Genomic DNA, 19,001 nt, shown 5'->3' on the forward strand with positions numbered 1-19,001 from the left:
CCCTCAGTGCCGGCGGTGGCGGTTGAGCTCCGCCTCCAGGCTCTGGCTGTACTTGCTCATGGCGAAGCAGAAGATGAAGTAGATTGCGCCGACGGTCAGGTAGACCTCGATGCCGAAGCCCTGCCAGGCGGGTTCGATGATCGCCGTCTTGCCCGCGGTCAGCAGGTCGAAGATGCCGATGATCAGGACCAGCGAGGTGTCCTTGAAGAAGCCGATGAAGGTGTTGACCAGCGGCGGGATGACGAGGCGGAGTGCCTGCGGCAGGATGATGAAGCCGGTCTTCTGCCAGTAGGAGAGGCCGAGCGCATCGGCTGCCTCGTATTGCCCCCTGGAGAGGGATTGCAGGCCACCGCGCACCACCTCGGCCAGATAGGCGCCGGCGAAGAGGATGATGGCGATCTGGGCGCGGAGCAGCTTGTCGATGTTCATGCCCTCGGGGAGGAAGAGCGGGAACATCACGCTCGCCATGAAGAGCAGCGAGATCAGCGGCACGCCACGGATCAGCTCGACATAGATGACGCAGAGCGCCTTGATCGCCGGCAGCTTCGAGCGCCGGCCGAGCGCCACCAGCACGGCGAGCGGGAAGGCGAGCGCCAGGCCGAAGGTCGCCAGGATCAGGGTGATGACCAGCCCGCCCCACCGCTCCTGCGGCACATAAGGCATGCCGAGCACGCCGCCCCACATCAGCACGCCGATCAGCGTCAGCACGCCGACCCAGATCAGCGCCAGCTCTTTCCGCCAGAAGCGGCGCATGGCGGAGACGATGTAGAGCCCGACGAAGAGCGCGATGCAGAGCGCCGGGCGCCAGTGCTCCTCATAGGGGTAGGTGCCGAAGAGGATGAAGCGGTGCTTCTCCGTCACCACCGCCCAGCAGGCGCCGGTGCCGCGCAGGTCGCGGCAGGCCTGGGTCTGGTTGTTCGGCACCGACCAGACGGCGTTGATGATGGCCCAGTCGACGAAGCCGATGGCCCAGCGGATGATGAGATAGCCGAGCGCCAGGGTGACCGCGGTCGAGAGCCAGCCGGAGAAGAGGTTGGTCCGCAACCAGCCGACGAAGCCGACCTGGGAGATCGGGGCGCTACGGGGCACCGCCTCGGCGACCTTGGCGCTGGCATTGAGGGTGATGTCGCTCATGGCTCAGCGCTCCACCAGATCAGGTCGGGCTGCTCCGCTGGCCCTCGGGCCAGCGGAGTAGAACGAGGCTTTGGCGGCCGTCAGGCCGACGAAGCGAAACAAAGGCAATGCGCGCATCGCCATCACCTTTCCACCAGCGCGATGCGCGCATTGTACCAATTCATGAAGAGGCTGATCGACAGGCTGATCGAGAGATAGACCAGCATGATGATGGCGATGCCCTCGATCGCCTGGCCGGTCTGGTTCAGCGTCGTGTTGGCGATCGAGACGATGTCCTGGTAGCCGATGGCCACCGCCAGCGAGCTGTTCTTGGTGATGTTGAGGTACTGGCTGGTCATCGGCGGGATGATGACGCGCAGCGCCTGGGGCAGCACCACCTGCTTCAGCACCTGGCCGGGGCGGAGGCCGAGCGCCTGCGCCGCCTCCCACTGGCCATGCGGCACGGCGAGGATGCCGGCGCGGACGATTTCGGCGATGAAGCCGGCCGTGTAGGTGGTCAGGCCCAGCAGCAGGGCGAAATACTCGGGCGACATGTTGAGGCCGCCACGGAAGTTGAAGCCGCGCAGCTCCGGCCAGTCCACCGTCCAGGGCGCGCCGGCGGCGGCCCAGATAGCAACCGGCAGCACCAGCATGCAGCCAAGCGCCATCGGCCAGACCGGCCGCGGCCTGCCGTCGATGATGCGCTTGGCGATGGCGTCGCGCCGGTAGAACCAGGTGAAGAGCGCGCCAAGGGCGAAAGCGAGCAGCGCATAGGAATGCGCGTCCTGCCACTCGATCCAGGGCAGCTTGAGGCCGCGGTTCGAGAGGAAGACGCCATCCACCGGGTGCAGCGCCTGGCGCGGCCCGGGCAGGCCCTGGAGGATGGCGTACCAGAAGAGCAGCTGCAGCAGCAGCGGCAGGTCGCGGATCACCTCAATATAGACGCCGGCGATCTTGCTGAGCAGCCAGTTCTTCGACAGCCGGGCGATGCCGATCAGCGTGCCGAAGATGGTCGCGAGCACGATGCCGACGACGGCGACCTTCAACGTGTTCAGCAGGCCGATGAGGAGGGCGCGGAAATAGGTATCGGTCGGGCTGTAGGGGATCAGGTTCTCGGCGATCGGCAGGCCTGCCTCGCGGCTGAGGAAGCCGAAGCCGGTGGCAATGCGCCGGACCTCGAGATTATGGACGGTGTTCGACCACAACCACCAGACGATGGCGCCGATGATGCCGACGACGAGGATCTGCCAGACGATGGCGCGGACCCGTTCGTCGGACCAGGAGAGCCGCAGCGGCCGCCGGGGCGGGGTGCGCAGCGAGCGTGGGTCGATGGTGGTCTGGGACATGGCGCCCTCTCGTTCCAGGCCGCTAGCGGGAAGGCGGGGCCGGCCAAAGCCGGCCCCCATGGTCTCGGAGGAGGCCGGACCTCAGCGGAAGGGCGGCGAGTATTGCAGCCCGCCGCCGGTCCACAGCGCGTTCGGGCCGCGCTGGATGCCGATCGGCTTCAGCGAGCGGTCGAAGACCTCGCTGTAGTTGCCGACCGCCTTGATGACGTTCACGGCCCAGAGGTTGTCGAGGCCGAGCATCTTCCCGAGCTCGCCGTTCTTGCCGAGGATGCGCTGCACCTCCGGCCGCGGGTCGTTCGCCATCTGGTCGACATTCGCCTGGGTGATGCCGAACTCCTCGGCGCTCAGCAGCAGGAAGTGGGTCCAGCGGACGACGTCGGCGAAGCGCGCATCGCCCTGCCGCACGCCGATCGCCAGCGGCTCCTTGCTGATCACCTCGGGCAGGATGAGGTAGTCATCGGGCTTCGGCTGGGCCGAGCGGGTGGCGGCGAGGCCGGAAACGTCGGTGGTATAGGCATCGCACCGGCCGGCGACGAAGGCGGAGACGATCTCCTCCAGCCGCTCGATCACCACCGGGGTGAAGCGAATGCGGTTGGCCCGCGCCCAGTCGGACAGGTTCTGCTCGGTCGTGGTGCCGGGCTGAACGCAGATGGTCGCGCCTTCCAGCTCCTTCGCCGATTTCACGCCGAGGGCGGACTTCACCATGAAGCCCTGGCCATCGAAGAAGTTGGTCGCGGCGAAGTCGAGGCCGAGCGCGGTGTCGCGCGAGAGGGTCCAGGTGGTGTTGCGGGAGAGCACGTCCACTTCGCCGGATTGCAGCGCGGTGAAGCGCACCTGCGCCGTCGTCGGCACGTAGCGGACCTTGTTCGGGTCACCGAAGATGGCGGCCGAGACGGCGCGGCAGTAGTCCACGTCGAAGCCGCGCCAGACGCCCTGGCTGTCCGGCTGGGCGAAGCCGGCGAGGCCGGTGTTCACGCCGCACACCAGCTGGCCGCGGGCGCGGACGGCATCGAAGGTGTTGGCATTGGCGGCCGGCGCCTGGGCCCGCGCCACGCCCGGCAGGGCGAGCGCGAGGCCGAGGGCGGCCGCACCCATGGTACGCATGAAGGAAGGCCCGAATTGGGGCATCAACTCCGTCTCCCGTTGTGGATACCACCGTAAAGGGGTGGATCCTTGTCCCTGTTTGTCCAGCAAATGCTGCGCCAGGGTCCGCTACGGAAGCAACGCCTGATCTGTGCGCCGCCCGTCCGACCGCCCTGCTGCCTGCATCGCTGGTGGGCGGGCGATAGCAGAGCGTCACGGAATTGCGAAGCAATCCGTTAACCTGTTGCAGCCTGGGGCGTCAGGACGGGGCGCCGTTTGCCCAAACCTGGTGCGGCCGCCCATGGATTGGGCGGTTCAATCCTGACCCGGCATGACCTGCAAGGTGAGGCGGAGGCCGTCCGTGCCGAGCTCCGCCCGGCCGCCGGCACGCTGGGCCAGGCTGGCCAGACGGTTCAGGGCGGGCAGGCTCAACCCGTCGGGATGGAGGATGGCGAGGCCGACCTCACCCTCCCGGGCCTCGGTGACGAGGCGCAGGCCGGCGTTGCGCGGCAGGACCTCGGCCGCCTCCTGGGCGGCGGTGAGCAGGGCGTCCTCGAAGGCGGTCCGGTCGACCTGCACCGGCGCATCCTCCTCGGCCAGCTCCAGCAGGAGGGAGCCGGTGGTCGGCAACAGCAGCAGGAGCAGCGGCTGGATGGCGCTGACCAGCTCCGACAGGCGAAGCCGGGTTTCCTGCCCTGTCGGGCGGCGGAGCATGCTGAGCAGCGCCCGCGTCGAGCCCTCCAGCCGCTTCGCCGCCTCCTGAATGCGGTCGAGCTGGCGTTGCGGGCCGCCGGGGGCGGCGGTGCGCTTCAGCAGCTCGAGATTGGCGAAGACCACGGTCAGCAGGTTGTTGATGTCGTGCTGCACCGGCCGCGCGAGCGTCGCCACGCTCGTCATGCGACGCGCCTGGGGCTCGATGCTGGGTTCGGTTGGTGTAGTGGGCTGGCCCGTCATACTGCTGATGTATCCCGACTGCGCGAGGACTGCATCCCCCGATCACGGTTCCCGTCAGGGCAATGCCCCGGCCACCTCGTGGAACAGGCGGGCGGGCAGGGTGCCACCGCGGACATCGTCCATCGGCCGGGCATCGTCGTTGCCGAGCCAGATGCCGATGACCTGCCCGCCGACCATCCCGATGAACCAGGCATCCCGCGAATCCTGCGTGGTGCCGGTCTTGCCGGCGACGGCGCGGCCGGGCAGGGCGGCGGCCCGGCCGCTGCCGCGGGCCACCACCGCCTCCAGCATCCGGCGCATCGCCGCAACCGGCTCGGCGGCCAGCACTCGGCGCGGGGCGGCGCGCACCACCGGCAGGCCCCGCCCGCCCGCACTGGCCCCGGCGATGCCGAAGGGGGTGACGCGGAGGCCGCCATTGGCGATCGCCGCATAGGCGGCGGCGAGGTCGATCAGCGTCACCTCCCCCGTGCCGAGGGCCAGTGAGGCGTCGTTCGGGAAGCGGCCGGCGATGCCGAGGCGGGCCGCCATCTCCATCGCCGATTTCGGCCCGCCGGCGCGGTAGAGCACGCGGACGGCGGCGGTATTGACCGACTGGGCCAGCGCCTCCTCCAGCGTGATCTCGCCACGCGGGCGCCAGGTGCCGTTGCCGGGCGACCAGCCGCCGAGGTTCAGCGGCGCGTCGGATACGTCGTCATCCGGCCGCATGCCGTGCTCCAGCGCGGCCAGGTAGTAGATCGGCTTGAAGACCGAGCCGGGTTGCCGCCGGGCGAGGGTGGCGCGGTTGAACTGGCTCAGCTGGTAGTCCCGCCCGCCGGCCATGGCGCGGACGGCGCCGCTCGCCGCCTCCAGCACCACCACGGCACCCTGGGAGACGCCGGCCCGCGCGCCCGGCCCCGCCAGCAGGGCGCCGAGCCGGGCCTCGACGGTGGCCTGCAGGCGGGTGTCGAGCGTCGCCCGCAGCACCAGGTCGGCATTGCCAGGGAAGGTGTCGGCAAGGTCTTCCAGCGCCCAGTCGGCGAACCAGCCGGCCTGGCCGGAGCGCGGCGGGGGCAGGCGCATCCGGCCGAGCTCCGCCTCCATCTGGGCCTGGGTGATGGCCCGGTTGGCCACCATCGCCTCCAGCACCTCCGAGGCGCGGGCGACGGCGAGGTCGGGCGAGGCGCGCGGGTTGAGGCGGGAGGGTGCCTTCGGCAGCCCCGCCAGCAGGGCGGATTGCCAGAGCTGCAGCCGCCGCGCCGGGACGCCGAAGAAGAGGCGCGAGGCCGCATCCACCCCATAGGCGCCGGCGCCGAGATAGACGCGGTTGAGGTAGATCTCCATCAGCTGGTCCTTGCTGAAGCGGCGCTCCAGCCAGAGGGCCAGCAGGGCTTCCTGCGCCTTGCGGCGGAAATTCCGCTCCGGCGTCAGGAACAGGTTCTTGGCGAGCTGCTGGGTGAGGGTGGAGCCGCCCTGCACCACCTCCCCGGCCCGCCAATTGGCGAGGGCCGCGCGGGCCATGCCCCATGGGTCGATGCCGAAATGGCTGCGGAAGCGCCGGTCCTCCACCGCCATCAGCGCGGCGGGCAGGTGGGCGGGCAGGTCCCGGATGCGGACCACCTCGCCATAGAGATCGCCCTGGGTCGCCAGCGTGGTGCCATCCGCGGCCAGCAGGGTGACGGAGGGCCGGCGGGTGGCGGCGGGCAGGCTGTCCGGCCGCGGGAGGTCCCAGGCGAAGGCCAGCAGCAGCAGGGCCAGCGCGACCGACCCCCAGATGCCGATCAGCAGCGGCCAGCGCAGCCATCGCCAGCCGCCGCGGCTCGCCGCACGGGAGGGGCTGGGGGGAGATGCGGGGGCGGGCCGGGCGGGGGCGGCGAGTGGGGGGACCCGGCGCTGCCGCTTCCGGCCGGCCTGCGCCGGTGGCATGGGGCGAGTTATAGGGCGGCGGCGGAGGCGGGATAAAGGGCTCCGCGCAGGGGCGGGATGGCGGGGGACGGCATCGGGCGGTTCCTGCGGCGGGTCGGGCTCAAGCCACCTCAACGCTGCTCAAACCGGCTCAATTCACTTGAGGCGGTTTGGAGCAACCTATTGGAATTGCTCGGCATCGGCGGCGAATTGAAGGAGTTGAGCGGTTGAGGCGGAGGTGGGCGGAGCGCATGGCTCAGGTGTTGGCGCGGGGACTTTAGTCCTATTCCCTGGCCAATGTCGAGGGGAAGGCGGCGCCTAGCCCTTCTCCGCCCCGGTCTCGAAATTCAGCACCAGCTCATGGATGCGGGCCGGGTCCGACTGTTCCATCACCCGCCGGGCGAAGCGGGCGCAGTCGGCGATGTCGAGGGCGCGGACGGCCTGCTTCACCCGGGGGATGGCGCTGGCATTCATGCTGAGGCAGCGGATGCCGAGGCCCAGCAGCAGGGGCACCAGCCGCGGGTTGCCGGCCATCTCGCCGCAGACGGAGACGGGCATGCGCAGCCGCAGCGCCGCCTCGGTGGCGAATTGCATCAGCCGCAGCACGGCGGGGTGCAGGCTGTCATAGAGATGGCTGACCTCGGTCTCGGCACGGTCCACCGCCAGGGTGTACATGGCGAGGTCGTTGGTGCCGATGGCGAAGAAATCCGCCTCGAGGGCGATGGCATCGGCGGCCAGCGCCGCGCCCGGCGTCTCGATCATCACCCCGAGGTCGGGCAGCTTGTCCGGCACCGCGACGCCCTTGCGGCGGAGCCGGCGGGCGACCTTCTCGTAGATGTCGCGGGCTGCCTTCACCTCGGAGGGGTTGGTGACCATCGGCAGCAGGATGCGGACCGGGCCGCGCTCGGCGACGCGGAGAATGGCGGCGAATTGCGCCTCCAGCAGCTCCGGCCGCTTCAGCAGCAGGCGCAGGCCGCGCAGGCCGAGCGCCGGGTTGGGGCCGGAATGCGTCGGCGCCACGCCCTCGCTGAGCGCCTGCATGTCCTTCTCGCCGCCCCAGTCGAGCACGCGGATGGTGACTTGGTCGCCGCCCATCGCCTCCAGCACCTGGGTATAGGCGGCCAGCTGGGCCTCCTCGTCGGGGAGATCCTCGCGGTTCATGAAGAGGAATTCGGTGCGCAACAGGCCGATGCCCTGGGCGCCGGCCTGGGCGATCAGCGGCAGCTCGGCCGGGATCTCGAGATTGGCCTGCAGCTCGACCAGCTCGCCATCGGTGGTGATGGCGGGCAGGCGGCGGAGCTTGGCGAGCTTGGCACGCTCCTTGGCGAAGGCGGCGAGCGCCGCGCGCCCCTTCTCCATCGTCTTCTCGCCGGGGCGGAGGACGATGGTGCCGGTGGCGCCGTCGAGCACCGCGAGGTCGCCGCGCTCCGCGCTCTCGCTGAGGCCGGTGACACCCAGGATGGCGGGAATGCCGAGCGCCCGCAGCATGATGGCGGTATGGCCATCGGCACCGCCCTCATCGGTGGCGACGCCGGCGATGCGGGTCGGGTCGAGCAGGGCGGCGTCGGCGGGGGTGAGTTCCTCGGCGACGAGGATGGCACCTTCGGGCACGCCCTTGAGGCTGCGGAAGGGGGTGGAGGTGAGGTTGCGCGTCAGCCTGCGGGCGATCTCGCGCACCTCGCCGGCGCGGCGCTGCAGGCCGGGCTTGTCGTCGTCGCGGGCGGCGAGGATGAGGGCGGCGATGGATTCGGCCTCGTCGCCGACCGCGGTCTCGGCGGCCAGCAGCTCGGCCTCGATGCGCTTGCGGGCGCCGCGCAGCAGGCGGGAGTTGCCCAGCATCAGCACATAGGCGTCGAGCAGCGGCGCCAGCTCCTCCTGCGCCTCCTCGGGCAGGACGGAGAGGCGGGTCTTCAGCTTGGCGAGCTGCTTGCGCGAGAGCGAGACGGCCTCGGCAAGGCGGCCCTTCTCGGCCTCGACCTGGGTGGCGTCGATGCTGCGGCGCGGTGCCTCGGTCGGCACCTCGGTGGTGTCGAAGATCGGGCCGATGGCGATGCCCGGGCAGACCGGAATGCCGCGGATGGCATGTTCCCGCCCCCGCCGCGGGCCGGGCTTGCGGAGGAGCTCGGCGGGTTTGGCCTCGGGCTTCTCGCTCCGCTCAGTCTTCATGGAAGCCGGCTTCGACCAGGCCGGCGACCGCGTCCAGCGCCTCCCGTGCGTCCCAGCCCTCGGCCTCGATGGTCACCTTGCTGCCCTGGCCGGCGCCCAGCATCATCAGCCCCATGATGGAGCAGGCCGGCACCTTCTGCCCGTCGCGGGAGACGCTGAGGCAGGCGGAGTAGCGCTCGGCGAGCGTCACCAGCTTGGCGGCGGCGCGGGCATGCAGGCCACGGCTGTTGCGGATGGTGATGCATTGCCGCAGCACCAGGTCTTCATTGCCATCGGGGCTGCCGTTGCCGAGGGCATCCGGCCCGGCATCGGCGGCGGCCGCGTGGCTGCTGGTCTGGCTCATGGCTTGTTTCCACCATTCCCGTTGGCGCTGCCATTGACCCGCGCGATCCCGTTCGGGATGTCGCCGGCGGCGGCGATGTATTTGCGGCCTGCGGCGGCGGCATGGTCCACCGCCTCGGCCAGGGGTTCCGACGAACGGATCTTCGCGAGCTTCACCAGCAGGGGCAGGTTCACCCCGGCGATGACCTCGACATGGTTGTGGTCGGCGAGCGAGACGGCGAGGTTGCAGGGGGTGCCGCCCATGATGTCGGTCAGCACCACCACGCCATCGCCCTGCTCGACCGCCGCGATGCTGTCGCGGATATCCTGCCGGCGGCGCTCCATGTCGTCGTCGGGACCAATGCAGACGGTCGCGACCGCGCGCTGCGGTCCGACCACATGTTCCATGGCGAGGCGAAGCTCATCGGCCAGACGGCCATGGGTAACCAGGACCAATCCTATCATGGGGACGGTGAAAGGGCCTCCCGACCCCCTAAGCGGGCTTCCGGCGCAGCGGCGGCACGAAGCGGTGCCACCCCGTCGAGTTCCCGATGCGTGATGTCCGCGCGCCAACCCAGGGCGCGCAAATGGTCAGCCAGGCGCTCCGCGACAAGGACCGATCGATGACGGCCCCCGGTGCAGCCCAGCGCGACCGTGAGGTACTTCTTGCCCTCGGCCACATAGCGCGGCAAGAGCGGATCGACGAAGCCAACGAGCCGGGTCCAGAACCCCGGGAAATCCGGATCCGCCTCGACATGGGCCGCGACCGCGGCATCCCGCCCGGTCAGCGGCTTCAGCTCCGGCACGTAATGGGGATTGCGCAGGAAGCGCACGTCGAAGACGAGGTCCGCCTCGCGTGGCAGGCCGCGCGGGAAGGCGAAGGACTGGACGTGGATGAGGAGGCCGGGTGCCCCCTCGCCCCGGAAGCGGCGCTCGATCATCTGTCGGAGAGCGGGCAGGGGCAGGTCCGAGGTATCGACCACCATGTCGGCGGCGTCGCGCAGCGGGGCCATGAGCTGCTGCTCGCGGGCGATGCCGTCGGCGACGCGGCTGCCGAGCGAGCCGCCGGGGGCCAGCGGGTGGCGGCGGCGCGTCTCGCTGTAGCGGCGGAGCAGGACGGCATCCTCGGCGGTCGCATAGACCAGGGTGACGGCGATGTCCGGGCGCAGGCGGAGGCGGGCGAGGGTGCGGAGCACCAGCGCCGGGTCGAAGCCGCGGCTGCGGGTGTCGACGCCCGCCGCGAGCGGCTGGTCGCCATCGCCGACCAGCTCCTCCAGCAGGTCGAGCGGCGGGTTGTCCACCGTCTCGAAGCCGAGATCCTCCAGGTAGCGGAGAATGGAAGCGCGGCCGGCGCCGGACAGTCCGGTGACCAGGATGACCGGCCGCACCGCCATCACGGCATGCCTTTGGCGAAGGCGCCGGCCGGCTGGGCGATGCGGCCGAGCGCGGCGTCGAGCGCCAGGGCCAGCTTCGCCGGGGCGGAGGCATCGAAGGCGTGCAGGCGGATGGCGGGCAGGCTCACCCCCTCGGCCGACCAGGTCTCGGGCTCGGGCAGGCGGGGGATCTCGGCGCGGGGCAGCAGGCGGGCGACGAGGCGGAGGATGGGGGCGGCGGCGCGGGGGAGCGGGCCGAAGAGGCCAAGGCCCCGGACCTCCAGCAGGCCGGCGATGGGGGCGGGCGCCTCCGGGCGCAGGTCTCCCGCTTCCGCACGGAGCTCGACCTGGTCATCGGCGACCAGCGACCATCCCGAATGCAGCAGGCGCAGCACCAGATCGGACTTCCCTGACCCGGATGGACCGAGGAGGAGGACGGCATCCCCGTCCCGGGCGACTGAACTTGCATGGAGCAGCATGATGGCCGCCACCCAACAGGCGATTCACATTGGCAGAAAGACACAATCGTTCCAAGGGCACCACCGGTTGCACCGCAGCGTGGGTCGTGCCACCGGTTGCGCATCATGATCGAGACTCATCTCCCGGGCCGGGCGCCCGACCAGGACGCGATCCGCGCCGCAGCTCGGCGCATCGCCCCCTATATCCGCCGGACGCCGCTGCTGCGGCTGGCCGGGGCCGATCTCGGCCTGCCGCATGACGTGGTGCTGAAGCTGGAGTCGCTGCAGGCGAGCGGCAGCTTCAAGCCGCGCGGGGCCTTCAACACGCTGCTCGCCGGCGGGCTGCCAGCTGCGGGGGTGGTGGCGGCCTCGGGCGGCAACCATGGCGCGGCGGTGGCCTATGCGGCGCGGGCGCTCGGCGTGCCGGCGGAGATATTTGTCCCGGAGATCACCGGGCCGGCGAAGCGGGCACGGATCGAGAGCTATGGCGCCCGGCTGGTGGTGGGCGGCGCGGCCTACGACGTGGCCCGGCAGGCGAGCGAGGCGCGGGCGGCGGAGACCGGCGCCGTGCTGGTGCATGCCTATGACCAGGACACGGTGCTGGCCGGGCAGGGGACGGTGGCGCTGGAATTCGAGGCGGATGCGCCGGACCTCACCCATGTGCTGGTGGCGACGGGCGGCGGCGGGCTGATCGGCGGCATGGCCGCCTGGTACGGCGCGGGCGGCACGGCGCTCGTCAGCGTGGAGCCGGAGGGCTGCCCGGCGCTGGCCACGGCGCTGCGGGAGGGGCGGCCGGTGCCGGCGCCGGTGGGCGGGCTGGCGGCGGACAGCCTCGGTGCGCGGCAGGTGGGGGCGCTGATGTTCCCGCTGGCGCAGCGGGCCGTCGCCGCGGCGGTGCTGGTGCCGGATGCGGCGATCCGCGCGGCGCAGCGGGTGCTGTGGGAGGCGGCGCGGCTGGTGGCGGAGCCGGGCGGGGCGACGGCGCTGGCGGCGCTGCTCTGTGGCGCCTGGGTTGCGCCGGAGGGGGCCAGGGTGGGCGTCCTGGTCTGTGGCGGGAATTGCGAGCCGGGGAGCGTCGCGGGTTAGAGCCGAGCAGGGCAACCTCGTCGCCGCACCTTGCGTTCGCTGCGCAAGAGCGAGGAGGTGGGGATGCGGACGACGACTCTGATGCTGGCAGCGGTGCTGGCCGGACTGGCACCGGTGGCCTGGGCGCAATCCCGGCCGGAAACCATGAGCCAGGCCGCGGCGCCCGGGGCGGTGCCGGCATCCGACCTGCAATCCTATGCGCGCCTGCTGCAGGATGCCGAAACCCGGCTGCGCCAGGCGCAGCAGGCTGCCGCCCGTGCCCCGGTCCAGCGCCAGGAAGGCGCTGTCTCGGGCGAGCGGATCGAGCTGATGCGGACAGCGCGGGCGGCGCAGGACACCGTGCAGCAGGTGCCGACCAGCTTCGCCGGCACCGAGGCCTATAGGAATGCCGACCGGGAGCTGCGGGAAACCCTGTCCGGCTTCGTCTCCGCCCAACGGGAGGGCGGGCAGGGCAGCATGCAGGCGGCCGACCGCGCGGTGGGCATCCTCGCCGGGTTGCGCCAGCAGGTGATGCAGGCGGCGGGCGCCTCGGGCGGCTCGGTTCCGACGCCGTCCACGGGTGGGAGCGGCCGCTGAGGCTTGGAGCCTGATCGGCCGGAGCACAGGCCGATCAGGGTCTCGCCTGGCTAGTGCGCCACCAGCCAGGCGAGCATCAGCACGCCGAGGGCGATGCGGTACCAGCCGAAGGGCGTGAAGCCGATGCGGCCGATGACGGCGAGCACCCAGCGCACCGTCAGCAGCGCCACGACGAAGGCGGTGACGAAGCCGATGGCGACCAGGCCCAGCCCATCCGCCGCGATCTCGTGCCGGACCTTCAGCAGGCTGTAGGCGCTGGCGGCGAGCATGGTGGGGATGGCGAGGACGAAGCTGAACTCGGCGGCGACCTTGCGGTCCACCCCGAGCAGCAGCGCGGTGATGATGGTGGCACCCGAGCGGGAGGTGCCGGGGATCATCGCCAGGGCCTGGCCGAAGCCGACCAGCAGGGCGGAGAGCGGGCCGATCTCCGGCACCGAGTGGATCGTCGGCGCCGGGCGGGCGCGCTCGATCAGGATGATGGCGATGCCGCCGACGATCAGCGCGACCGAGACGACCCAGGGGTTGAACAGCCCCTCGGTGATCGTCTTGTGCAGCGTCGCGCCGATGATGGCGGCGGGGATGAAGGCGAGCAGCAGGTTGATGGCGTAGTAGCGTTCCCGCCCCGGATGCCAGAGGCCGCGCAGCAGGTTCAGCAGCAGGTCGCGATAGATCCAGATCACCGCGCCGATGGCGCCGAGCTGGATGCCGATCTCGAAGACCTTGCCGGGCGGGCCCTCGAATCCGATCAGGGAGCCGAGCAGGATGAGGTGGCCCGTCGAGGAGATCGGCAGGAATTCGGTCAGCCCCTCCAGCACGCCCATGGCGATGGCGGATAGGATCGCGGCAAGGTCCATGATCGGCTGAGGCTCCGGGAATGCAGCGGCGCCTATAGCGGCCGGGGCCGTGGCGCGATAGTTGCCGGGAGGGGGCTCGCCTGAGGTTGAGTGTGGAGGATGGTGGGCTGATGCAGCAGGTGACGTTGCCGAAGGAGGTGGTCTACCTCCCCTTCGAGGATGGGCCCTTCCGCATGGCGATGGGGCTGGTGGCCTGCCCCGAGGCCGGGTGGATCGAGATCGACGAGCACTATCCGGCGGAGATGGCCGGGCGGCGGAGGCTGCTGGCGGAGCGGCATGCGGATGTCGTCGCGGCCTGCCCGGGTTCGGAGGCGGCGCGGGCCGAGGTGCTGGCGATGCTGGCCGCGCATCTGCCGGCGCAATTCCCCGACTGGTTCCGGCGCGAGGGCTCCGTGCTGCGGAACGCGCTGACCGGCGAGGCCTTCGACCTCGACGCGCCGGGCGAGGACCCGCTGGAGGTGGCGGCGCGGCTGGTGCAGGAGGATCTCTGCATCATCCGCCCGGCCGAGGGCGGGCCGGTGCTGGAGGCGGCGGTGGTCTGCGCGCCGACCCGCTGGCGGGTGAGCGAGAAGATCGGCCGGCCGCTGATGCAGGTGCATGCGGCGGTACCCTTTTATGGAGAGCGGCTAGGCTCGCCGGTCGACCGCTTCATGGCGCAGATCAAGGCAGGGCGCGTGGCGATGCGGGTGAATTGGTCGGTCGTCGACAACCCGGCGCTGTTCCAGCTGAGCGGCAAGCACCGGGGGGAGCTCGACCCCTCCTTCACCGCGGAGAATGCGGGGGAGCGGCTGTATCTGCGGACCGAGCGGCAGACCTTCCGCCGGCTGCCGCAATCGGGGGCGGTGCTGTTCACCATCCACGTCCACAGCTACCCGCTGACCCGCATCGCGGCGCTGCCCGGGGTGGCGGCGCGGCTGGCCGGGGCGGTCAGGGCGCTGCCGGAGGAGATGGGGCGCTACAAGAGCCTGCCCGTCTATCGCGAGGCGCTGCTCGGCTGGCTGGATGCGGCGGCGCGGCTGGCGCCCGCCGCCTGAAGCCTGGAGGCGTCCCGGGCGACGGCGTCGCCCGGGAATGGGGAGGTCAGCGCTGCGCGGCCGCCGCGGGGAAGGCGAAATTGTCGAAGCTGCTCTCGGCGACGCGAAACCACTGGTACTCCTCCTGCCGGTAGGCGCGGTAGGCGGTCCAGATTTTCTTGAAGCGCTCGTTCTTCGCCGACATCTCGTCATACATGGCGTTCGCCTCGTTCCAGGCAGCCTGCATGATCTCGCGCGGCCAGGGGCGGAGCTGGGCGCCGGCGGCAACCAGGCGGCGCAGCGCCTGCGGGTTCAGGTGGTCGTATTGCGCCAGCATGTTGGCGTTGGCCTCGCCGCAGGCGGATTCCAGCGCGGCCTTGTAGCTCTCCGGCAGGCGGTTGAACGCCTCCTTGTTGGAGATGAAGTGGAGGTGGGCACCGGCCTCCCAGAAGCCCGGGTAGTAGTAGTAGCGGGCGACGCGGACGAAGCCGAGCTTCTCGTCGTCATGCGGGCCGACGAACTCCACCGCATCCAGCGCGCCGCGCTCGAGCGAGGGGTAGATATCGGCCGGGGCGATGGCCTGGGGCACGGCGCCGAGGCGGCTGAAGAGCTGGCCGTTGAGGCCGGGAGTGCGGAATTTCAGCCCCTTGAGGTCGGCCATGCCCTTGACCTCGTTGCGGAACCAGCCACCCATCTGCGCGCCGGTATCGCCCGCCGGGAGGCCGACGCAGTTGAACTCGCCGAGCAACTCGTCGCAGAGGGCGTTGCCGCCGCCATATTGCAGCCAGGCCATGTTCTGGCGCGCATTCAGGCCGAAGGGCACGGCGGTGAAGAAGTTCAGCGCCGGGTCCTTGCCGCCGAAATAGTAGAGCGGCGCATGGCCGCCCTCGAGCGAGCCGGACTGCACGGCGTCCAGCACCTGCGGCCCCGGCACCACCTCGCCGGCGGGGAAGAAGCGGATGCGGAAGCGGTTCTCGGTGAGCTGGGCCACCCGCTTGGCGATGGCGTCGCCGGTGCCGAAGAGCACATCCAGGTTCCGCGGGAAGGCGGAGGAGACGCGCCAATTCACCTCGGGGTGGGATTGGGCCAGGGCGGGCGCGGCCAGGGCGGGGGTGACCAGGGCGGCGGCGCCCAGGATCAGGCGGCGGTTCATGAGTGGCGGTTCCTCCCGGAGCGGGCCGAACATTGCGTCCGGGCCATGCGATGCGGCGCATGGAAAAGCCTGAACGGGGTCCGGGCGCAATACCCTAACCGCACGGGCAGGGCGGTGGAGGATGCATGGCGGATGAGAGTGGGCTCCGGCGGGCCTGGCGGGCGGTGCCGCTGGTGGCGATCGGCGGCTGCGTGGACTCGATCGGCTTCCTGCGGCTGCAGGAGCTGTTCGTCAGCTTCATGAGCGGGACAAGCACGCTGCTGGGCGTGGCGTTGGCCGAGGGGGAGCCGGGGCGGGCGGTGGAGCTGGGGCTGGTGGTGGCGCTCTTCATCGCCGGGGCGGTGATGGGGGCGGGGCTGGCAAGGCTGGCCGGGCCAAGGCGGCGGCCCGTGGTGGTGCTGGGGGTGGTGGCGGCGCTGCTGCTCTGCGGCTGGCGGCTGCCTTCGGTGGGCGGCGCGGGGCTGCCGCCGATGGCCTTCGCGGTGGTGCCGGCGATGGGGGCGCTCAACCTCGCCCTGCCGGGGGTGGGGGGCATCACCTTCGTCACCGGCTCGCTGACCCGCTTCGCGGAGGCGCTGATGACGGCCCTGGCCGGGCTCGGGCGGCATGGGGCCTGGGTGGTGCAGATCACCGCCTGGGCGGCGCTGGTGGCGGGGGCGGTGACAGGCGCCCTGCTCGAGGCGCGGATGGGGCAGGATGCGCTGGCGGTGCCGGCACTCATGGCGGTGGTGGCGGCGGTGGCGGCGCTGCGCTGGGATTGAGTGGCTTCGGGCAGCCTATGCAAGCATTGGTTGCATTGAGTTATCGATCCGCAAGGCGCCATTCTGGCCGAATTCAGCCATGCCGGGCGCTCGCCGCGCCTCCACCAGCTCCGCACTGGACCAGGGCAATGGCAGGTCCTGCAGCGGCCCGGTTTCCGAGCGGATCGGGATGATGAAGGCGCCATTGGCGAATTGCCGGGCCTGCTTGGGGGTATCGGCGACGATGGTGCAGGGTTTGCTGTGCCAGCTCATGCTCCAGGCCGGATGGCGCAGGCCATCTTCTCGAGGCAGGAGGTGGAAAACGGGCATCGCACTCTGATCCGTGTTGGGGGGCACCGCCGTTTTCGGCGCGCAACGCGGGGTGATCCACTCGCGTTTCCGTAAAGCGGCATCACAACCCAGTGCTTAAAAAGTGAGATTTAAATCCACTTTTGGGCAATACCTCCGGTCAGGGCGGCGGCCAGGCCTGCCGCAGCAGCACCGCCGCGGCCACCAGCATCTGGGCAAGGTTCAGCAGGACCGAGAGGCGGTGGGCACGGTCGAAGCGGGGCCGGGCCGCGGCATCACCGGCCTGGGCGGCATCCGAGAGGCGGTTGATGCGGGGCATGAGCCCCTGCCGCAGCCAGAGGGTGAGGGCGGCGACCAGCGCCATGGCGAGCGCATCCGCCGGGCGGGCCGGGGCCAGGGCCAGGGCGGCGAGGCCCGCGGTGGCGATCAGCCAGAGATAATAGACGGGGAAGAGCTGGCGGATGAACCGCCCCGCCTGGTCGGCCGGGAGGCGGGTGAAGACCAGCGGCGCCACCACGGCGGCGAAGAAGACCATGCCGCCGAGCAGCAGGGCGAGGCTGAGAAGCGAGAGGGCGGAAAGGATCATGCGGCGGCGGAGATGGCCCCGCCGCCGCGTCTGGCAAGCCTCAGTAGCGGTACTGCTCGGCCTTGAAGGGGCCCTGCTCCGGCACGCCGATATAGGCGGCCTGCTGCGCGGAGAGCTTGGTCAGCTTGGCGCCGACCTTCTCGAGATGCAGCGCGGCCACCTTCTCGTCGAGATGCTTCGGCAGGACGTAGACCCGCTTCTCGTACTTGCCCGGATTCGCCCAGAGCTCGATCTGCGCCAGCGTCTGGTTGGTGAAGCTGGCCGACATGACGAAGCTCGGATGGCCGGTGGCGTTGCCGAGATTCACCAGCCGCCCCTCGGAGAGCAGGATGATGCGCTTGCCGTCCGGGAACTCCACCTCGTCCACCTGCGGCTTCACGTTGTGCCACTTGTAGTTCTTCAGCGCGGCGACCTGGATCTCGCTGTCGAAGTGGCCGATGTTGCAGACGATGGCGCGGTGCTTCATCGCCCGCAGGTGGTCGATGGTGATGACGTCCACATTGCCGGTCGCGGTGACGAAGATGTCGGCGCGCGGGGCGGCATCCTCCATGGTCACGACCTCATAGCCTTCCATCGCGGCCTGGAGCGCGCAGATCGGGTCGGCCTCGGAGACCATGACGCGGCAGCCGGCATTGCGGAGGGACGCGGCCGAGCCCTTGCCGACATCGCCGAAGCCCGCGACCATGGCGATCTTGCCGGACATCATCACGTCCGTGCCGCGGCGGATGCCGTCGACCAGGCTCTCGCGGCAGCCATAGAGGTTGTCGAATTTCGACTTGGTGACGCTGTCGTTCACGTTGATGGCGGGGAAGAGCAGCTTGCCCTCCTTCGCCATCATGTAGAGGCGGTGGACGCCCGTCGTCGTCTCCTCGGAGACGCCCTTGATGCTGGCGGCCAGCCGGGCGAACCAGCCGGGCTTCGTCGTCAGGCAGGTCTTGATGAGGGCGAAGAAGACCTCCTCCTCCTCATTGGTCGCCTTGTCGAGGAAGGCGACATCGCCCTGCTCGGCGCGCAGGCCGTAATGGACGAGGAGGGTCATGTCGCCGCCGTCGTCGAGCAGCATGTTCGGCTCGCCGCCGTCCGCCCATTCGAGCGTCTTCTGCACATAGGACCAGTATTCCGGCAGGGTCTCGCCCTTCACCGCGAAGACGGGCGTGCCGGCGGCGGCAATGGCGGCCGCGGCGTGGTCCTGCGTCGAGAAGATGTTGCAGGAGGACCAGCGGACATCGGCGCCGAGGGCCTTCAGCGTCTCGATCAGCACGGCGGTCTGGATGGTCATGTGCAGGCAGCCGGCGATGCGGGCGCCCTTCAGCGGCTGGGAGGGGCCGTATTCGCGCCGGACGGCCATCAGGCCGGGCATCTCGTCCTCGGCCATGGCGATCTCCTTCCGGCCCCAATCGGCCAGGCTGAGATCCTTCACGATGCTGTCGGTCATCTGCGCTGTCCCCGAAAGGTTCAAAGATTGGGGGCGGCCCTAGCATGGGCGGGGGAGGCTGGCCAGGGTTTGCGTCGAGGTATAAGGATATCTTTATATATGATGCCGAAATGGCACGCTGGCCATGCATCCTTCCCGGCACTCGGCCGTTTCTGTCCCGGACCGCAGCCAGCGGCCCCAAGGAAGACGCCATGATCGACATGAGCAAGATCACCGACCACATGGAGGTCGTCGGCTCGGACGGCCAGCATGTCGGCACCATCGATTCCGTCGATACCACGCGGCTGAAGCTGACGAAGCAGGACCCGGCCGCGGGCGGGCAGCACCGCTACCTGCCCTTCAGCGCCATCGCCCGGGTGGACGGGAACCAGGTGCACCTGTCCATCCCGGCGGCCGAGGCGCGGGGGATGACGGAGACGCGCGGGTCCGACCCGGTGTAGGGGCGGGCGCGGGGGCTTGGTCAGGCCCCGTAATGCTCGCGGAACCAGGCGACGAAGGCGGCGACCCCGGTCGGCACATCCGTGGTGGGCCGGTAGCCGGTGAGGGCCTGGAGC

Annotated in this window: 20 protein-coding genes; 5 read left to right on the forward strand and 15 right to left on the reverse strand. The window is 70.5% G+C overall.

Annotated features, from left to right (window positions below; all coding sequences use genetic code 11):
* Window positions 1-3 precede the first annotated feature (3 nt).
* From BLR02_RS24960 to BLR02_RS25005, 10 genes are all read right to left on the reverse strand, one after another.
* Entirely contained in the window at window positions 4-1,134 is a 1,131-nt protein-coding gene (locus BLR02_RS24960; protein ID WP_090665055.1) for an amino acid ABC transporter permease, read from the reverse strand.
* A gap of 122 nt (window positions 1,135-1,256) precedes the next feature.
* A complete protein-coding gene (locus BLR02_RS24965; RefSeq protein ID WP_090567427.1) occupies window positions 1,257-2,459 on the reverse strand; it encodes an amino acid ABC transporter permease in 1,203 nt (400 codons plus the stop codon).
* 81 nt (window positions 2,460-2,540) lie between these two features.
* Window positions 2,541-3,563, reverse strand: coding sequence for an amino acid ABC transporter substrate-binding protein (locus BLR02_RS24970; RefSeq protein WP_090567522.1), 1,023 nt, complete (start codon window positions 3,561-3,563; stop codon window positions 2,541-2,543).
* A 294-nt stretch (window positions 3,564-3,857) separates the two neighbouring features.
* Window positions 3,858-4,439 (reverse strand): histidine kinase dimerization/phospho-acceptor domain-containing protein, encoded by a 582-nt coding sequence (locus BLR02_RS24975; RefSeq protein WP_090665056.1) that lies wholly within the window; start codon window positions 4,437-4,439, stop codon window positions 3,858-3,860.
* A gap of 111 nt (window positions 4,440-4,550) precedes the next feature.
* Window positions 4,551-6,398, reverse strand: a complete 1,848-nt coding sequence (locus BLR02_RS24980) for a transglycosylase domain-containing protein (RefSeq protein WP_090567433.1) — start codon at window positions 6,396-6,398, stop codon at window positions 4,551-4,553.
* Window positions 6,399-6,695: 297 nt separating this feature from the next.
* On the reverse strand, window positions 6,696-8,543 hold the full coding sequence (gene ptsP, locus BLR02_RS24985) for a phosphoenolpyruvate--protein phosphotransferase (RefSeq protein WP_090665057.1): 1,848 nt from the start codon (window positions 8,541-8,543) through the stop codon (window positions 6,696-6,698).
* The gene (locus BLR02_RS30930; RefSeq protein WP_090567439.1) at window positions 8,533-8,886 is read right to left on the reverse strand and encodes an HPr family phosphocarrier protein; all 354 of its coding nucleotides are present in this window, start codon (window positions 8,884-8,886) and stop codon (window positions 8,533-8,535) included. Before BLR02_RS30930 ends, ptsP begins: the two co-directional genes overlap by 11 nt.
* Window positions 8,883-9,329 (reverse strand): PTS sugar transporter subunit IIA, encoded by a 447-nt coding sequence (locus tag BLR02_RS24995; protein WP_090567441.1) that lies wholly within the window; start codon window positions 9,327-9,329, stop codon window positions 8,883-8,885. The genes BLR02_RS30930 and BLR02_RS24995 overlap by 4 nt, the downstream gene beginning before the upstream one ends.
* On the reverse strand, window positions 9,326-10,258 hold the full coding sequence (gene rapZ, locus BLR02_RS25000; RefSeq protein ID WP_090567444.1) for an RNase adapter RapZ: 933 nt from the start codon (window positions 10,256-10,258) through the stop codon (window positions 9,326-9,328). The genes BLR02_RS24995 and rapZ overlap by 4 nt, the downstream gene beginning before the upstream one ends.
* Window positions 10,258-10,716: an HPr kinase/phosphorylase gene (locus tag BLR02_RS25005; RefSeq protein WP_090665061.1), complete on the reverse strand. Its 459-nt coding sequence runs from the start codon at window positions 10,714-10,716 to the stop codon at window positions 10,258-10,260. The genes rapZ and BLR02_RS25005 overlap by 1 nt, the downstream gene beginning before the upstream one ends.
* 105 nt (window positions 10,717-10,821) lie before the next feature.
* On the opposite strand from BLR02_RS25005, the gene BLR02_RS25010 reads away from it, so the two are divergent.
* Window positions 10,822-11,781, forward strand: coding sequence for a serine/threonine dehydratase (locus BLR02_RS25010; protein WP_090665062.1), 960 nt, complete (start codon window positions 10,822-10,824; stop codon window positions 11,779-11,781).
* A gap of 63 nt (window positions 11,782-11,844) precedes the next feature.
* Window positions 11,845-12,357 carry a hypothetical protein gene (locus tag BLR02_RS25015; RefSeq protein ID WP_090665058.1) on the forward strand — a complete coding sequence of 171 codons (513 nt, stop codon included), beginning with the start codon at window positions 11,845-11,847 and terminating at the stop codon, window positions 12,355-12,357.
* Between the two features lie 50 nt (window positions 12,358-12,407).
* Here BLR02_RS25015 and BLR02_RS25020 read toward each other — a convergent pair whose 3' ends face one another.
* Window positions 12,408-13,211, reverse strand: coding sequence for an undecaprenyl-diphosphate phosphatase (locus BLR02_RS25020; RefSeq protein ID WP_090567450.1), 804 nt, complete (start codon window positions 13,209-13,211; stop codon window positions 12,408-12,410).
* A gap of 110 nt (window positions 13,212-13,321) precedes the next feature.
* Here BLR02_RS25020 and BLR02_RS25025 point away from each other — a divergent pair, with 110 nt between their 5' ends.
* Complete coding sequence (locus BLR02_RS25025) at window positions 13,322-14,245, forward strand: heme-dependent oxidative N-demethylase family protein (RefSeq protein ID WP_245704946.1); 924 nt, start codon at window positions 13,322-13,324, stop codon at window positions 14,243-14,245.
* Between the two features lie 46 nt (window positions 14,246-14,291).
* Here BLR02_RS25025 and BLR02_RS25030 read toward each other — a convergent pair whose 3' ends face one another.
* Window positions 14,292-15,377, reverse strand: a complete 1,086-nt coding sequence (locus tag BLR02_RS25030; protein WP_090665063.1) for a TRAP transporter substrate-binding protein — start codon at window positions 15,375-15,377, stop codon at window positions 14,292-14,294.
* Between the two features lie 125 nt (window positions 15,378-15,502).
* Between BLR02_RS25030 and BLR02_RS25035 the strand changes: the two genes are divergently transcribed.
* Entirely contained in the window at window positions 15,503-16,138 is a 636-nt protein-coding gene (locus BLR02_RS25035; RefSeq protein ID WP_090567452.1) for a YoaK family protein, read from the forward strand.
* A 15-nt stretch (window positions 16,139-16,153) separates the two neighbouring features.
* Here the strand turns inward: BLR02_RS25035 and BLR02_RS25040 are convergent, their stop codons facing one another.
* The 3 genes from BLR02_RS25040 to ahcY all read right to left on the reverse strand — a co-directional run bounded on the left by BLR02_RS25040 (window position 16,154) and on the right by ahcY (window position 18,447).
* Window positions 16,154-16,390, reverse strand: a complete 237-nt coding sequence (locus BLR02_RS25040) for a hypothetical protein (RefSeq protein ID WP_143018297.1) — start codon at window positions 16,388-16,390, stop codon at window positions 16,154-16,156.
* Between the two features lie 196 nt (window positions 16,391-16,586).
* Window positions 16,587-17,012: a DUF4149 domain-containing protein gene (locus BLR02_RS25045; RefSeq protein ID WP_218128052.1), complete on the reverse strand. Its 426-nt coding sequence runs from the start codon at window positions 17,010-17,012 to the stop codon at window positions 16,587-16,589.
* A gap of 40 nt (window positions 17,013-17,052) precedes the next feature.
* A complete protein-coding gene (gene ahcY / locus BLR02_RS25050) occupies window positions 17,053-18,447 on the reverse strand; it encodes an adenosylhomocysteinase (RefSeq protein WP_090567458.1) in 1,395 nt (464 codons plus the stop codon).
* Window positions 18,448-18,638: 191 nt separating this feature from the next.
* Between ahcY and BLR02_RS25055 the strand changes: the two genes are divergently transcribed.
* On the forward strand, window positions 18,639-18,887 hold the full coding sequence (locus tag BLR02_RS25055) for a DUF2171 domain-containing protein (protein ID WP_090567461.1): 249 nt from the start codon (window positions 18,639-18,641) through the stop codon (window positions 18,885-18,887).
* Window positions 18,888-19,001 lie beyond the last annotated feature (114 nt).

The organism is Belnapia rosea (genome assembly GCF_900101615.1).
Lineage (GTDB): Bacteria > Pseudomonadota > Alphaproteobacteria > Acetobacterales > Acetobacteraceae > Belnapia > Belnapia rosea.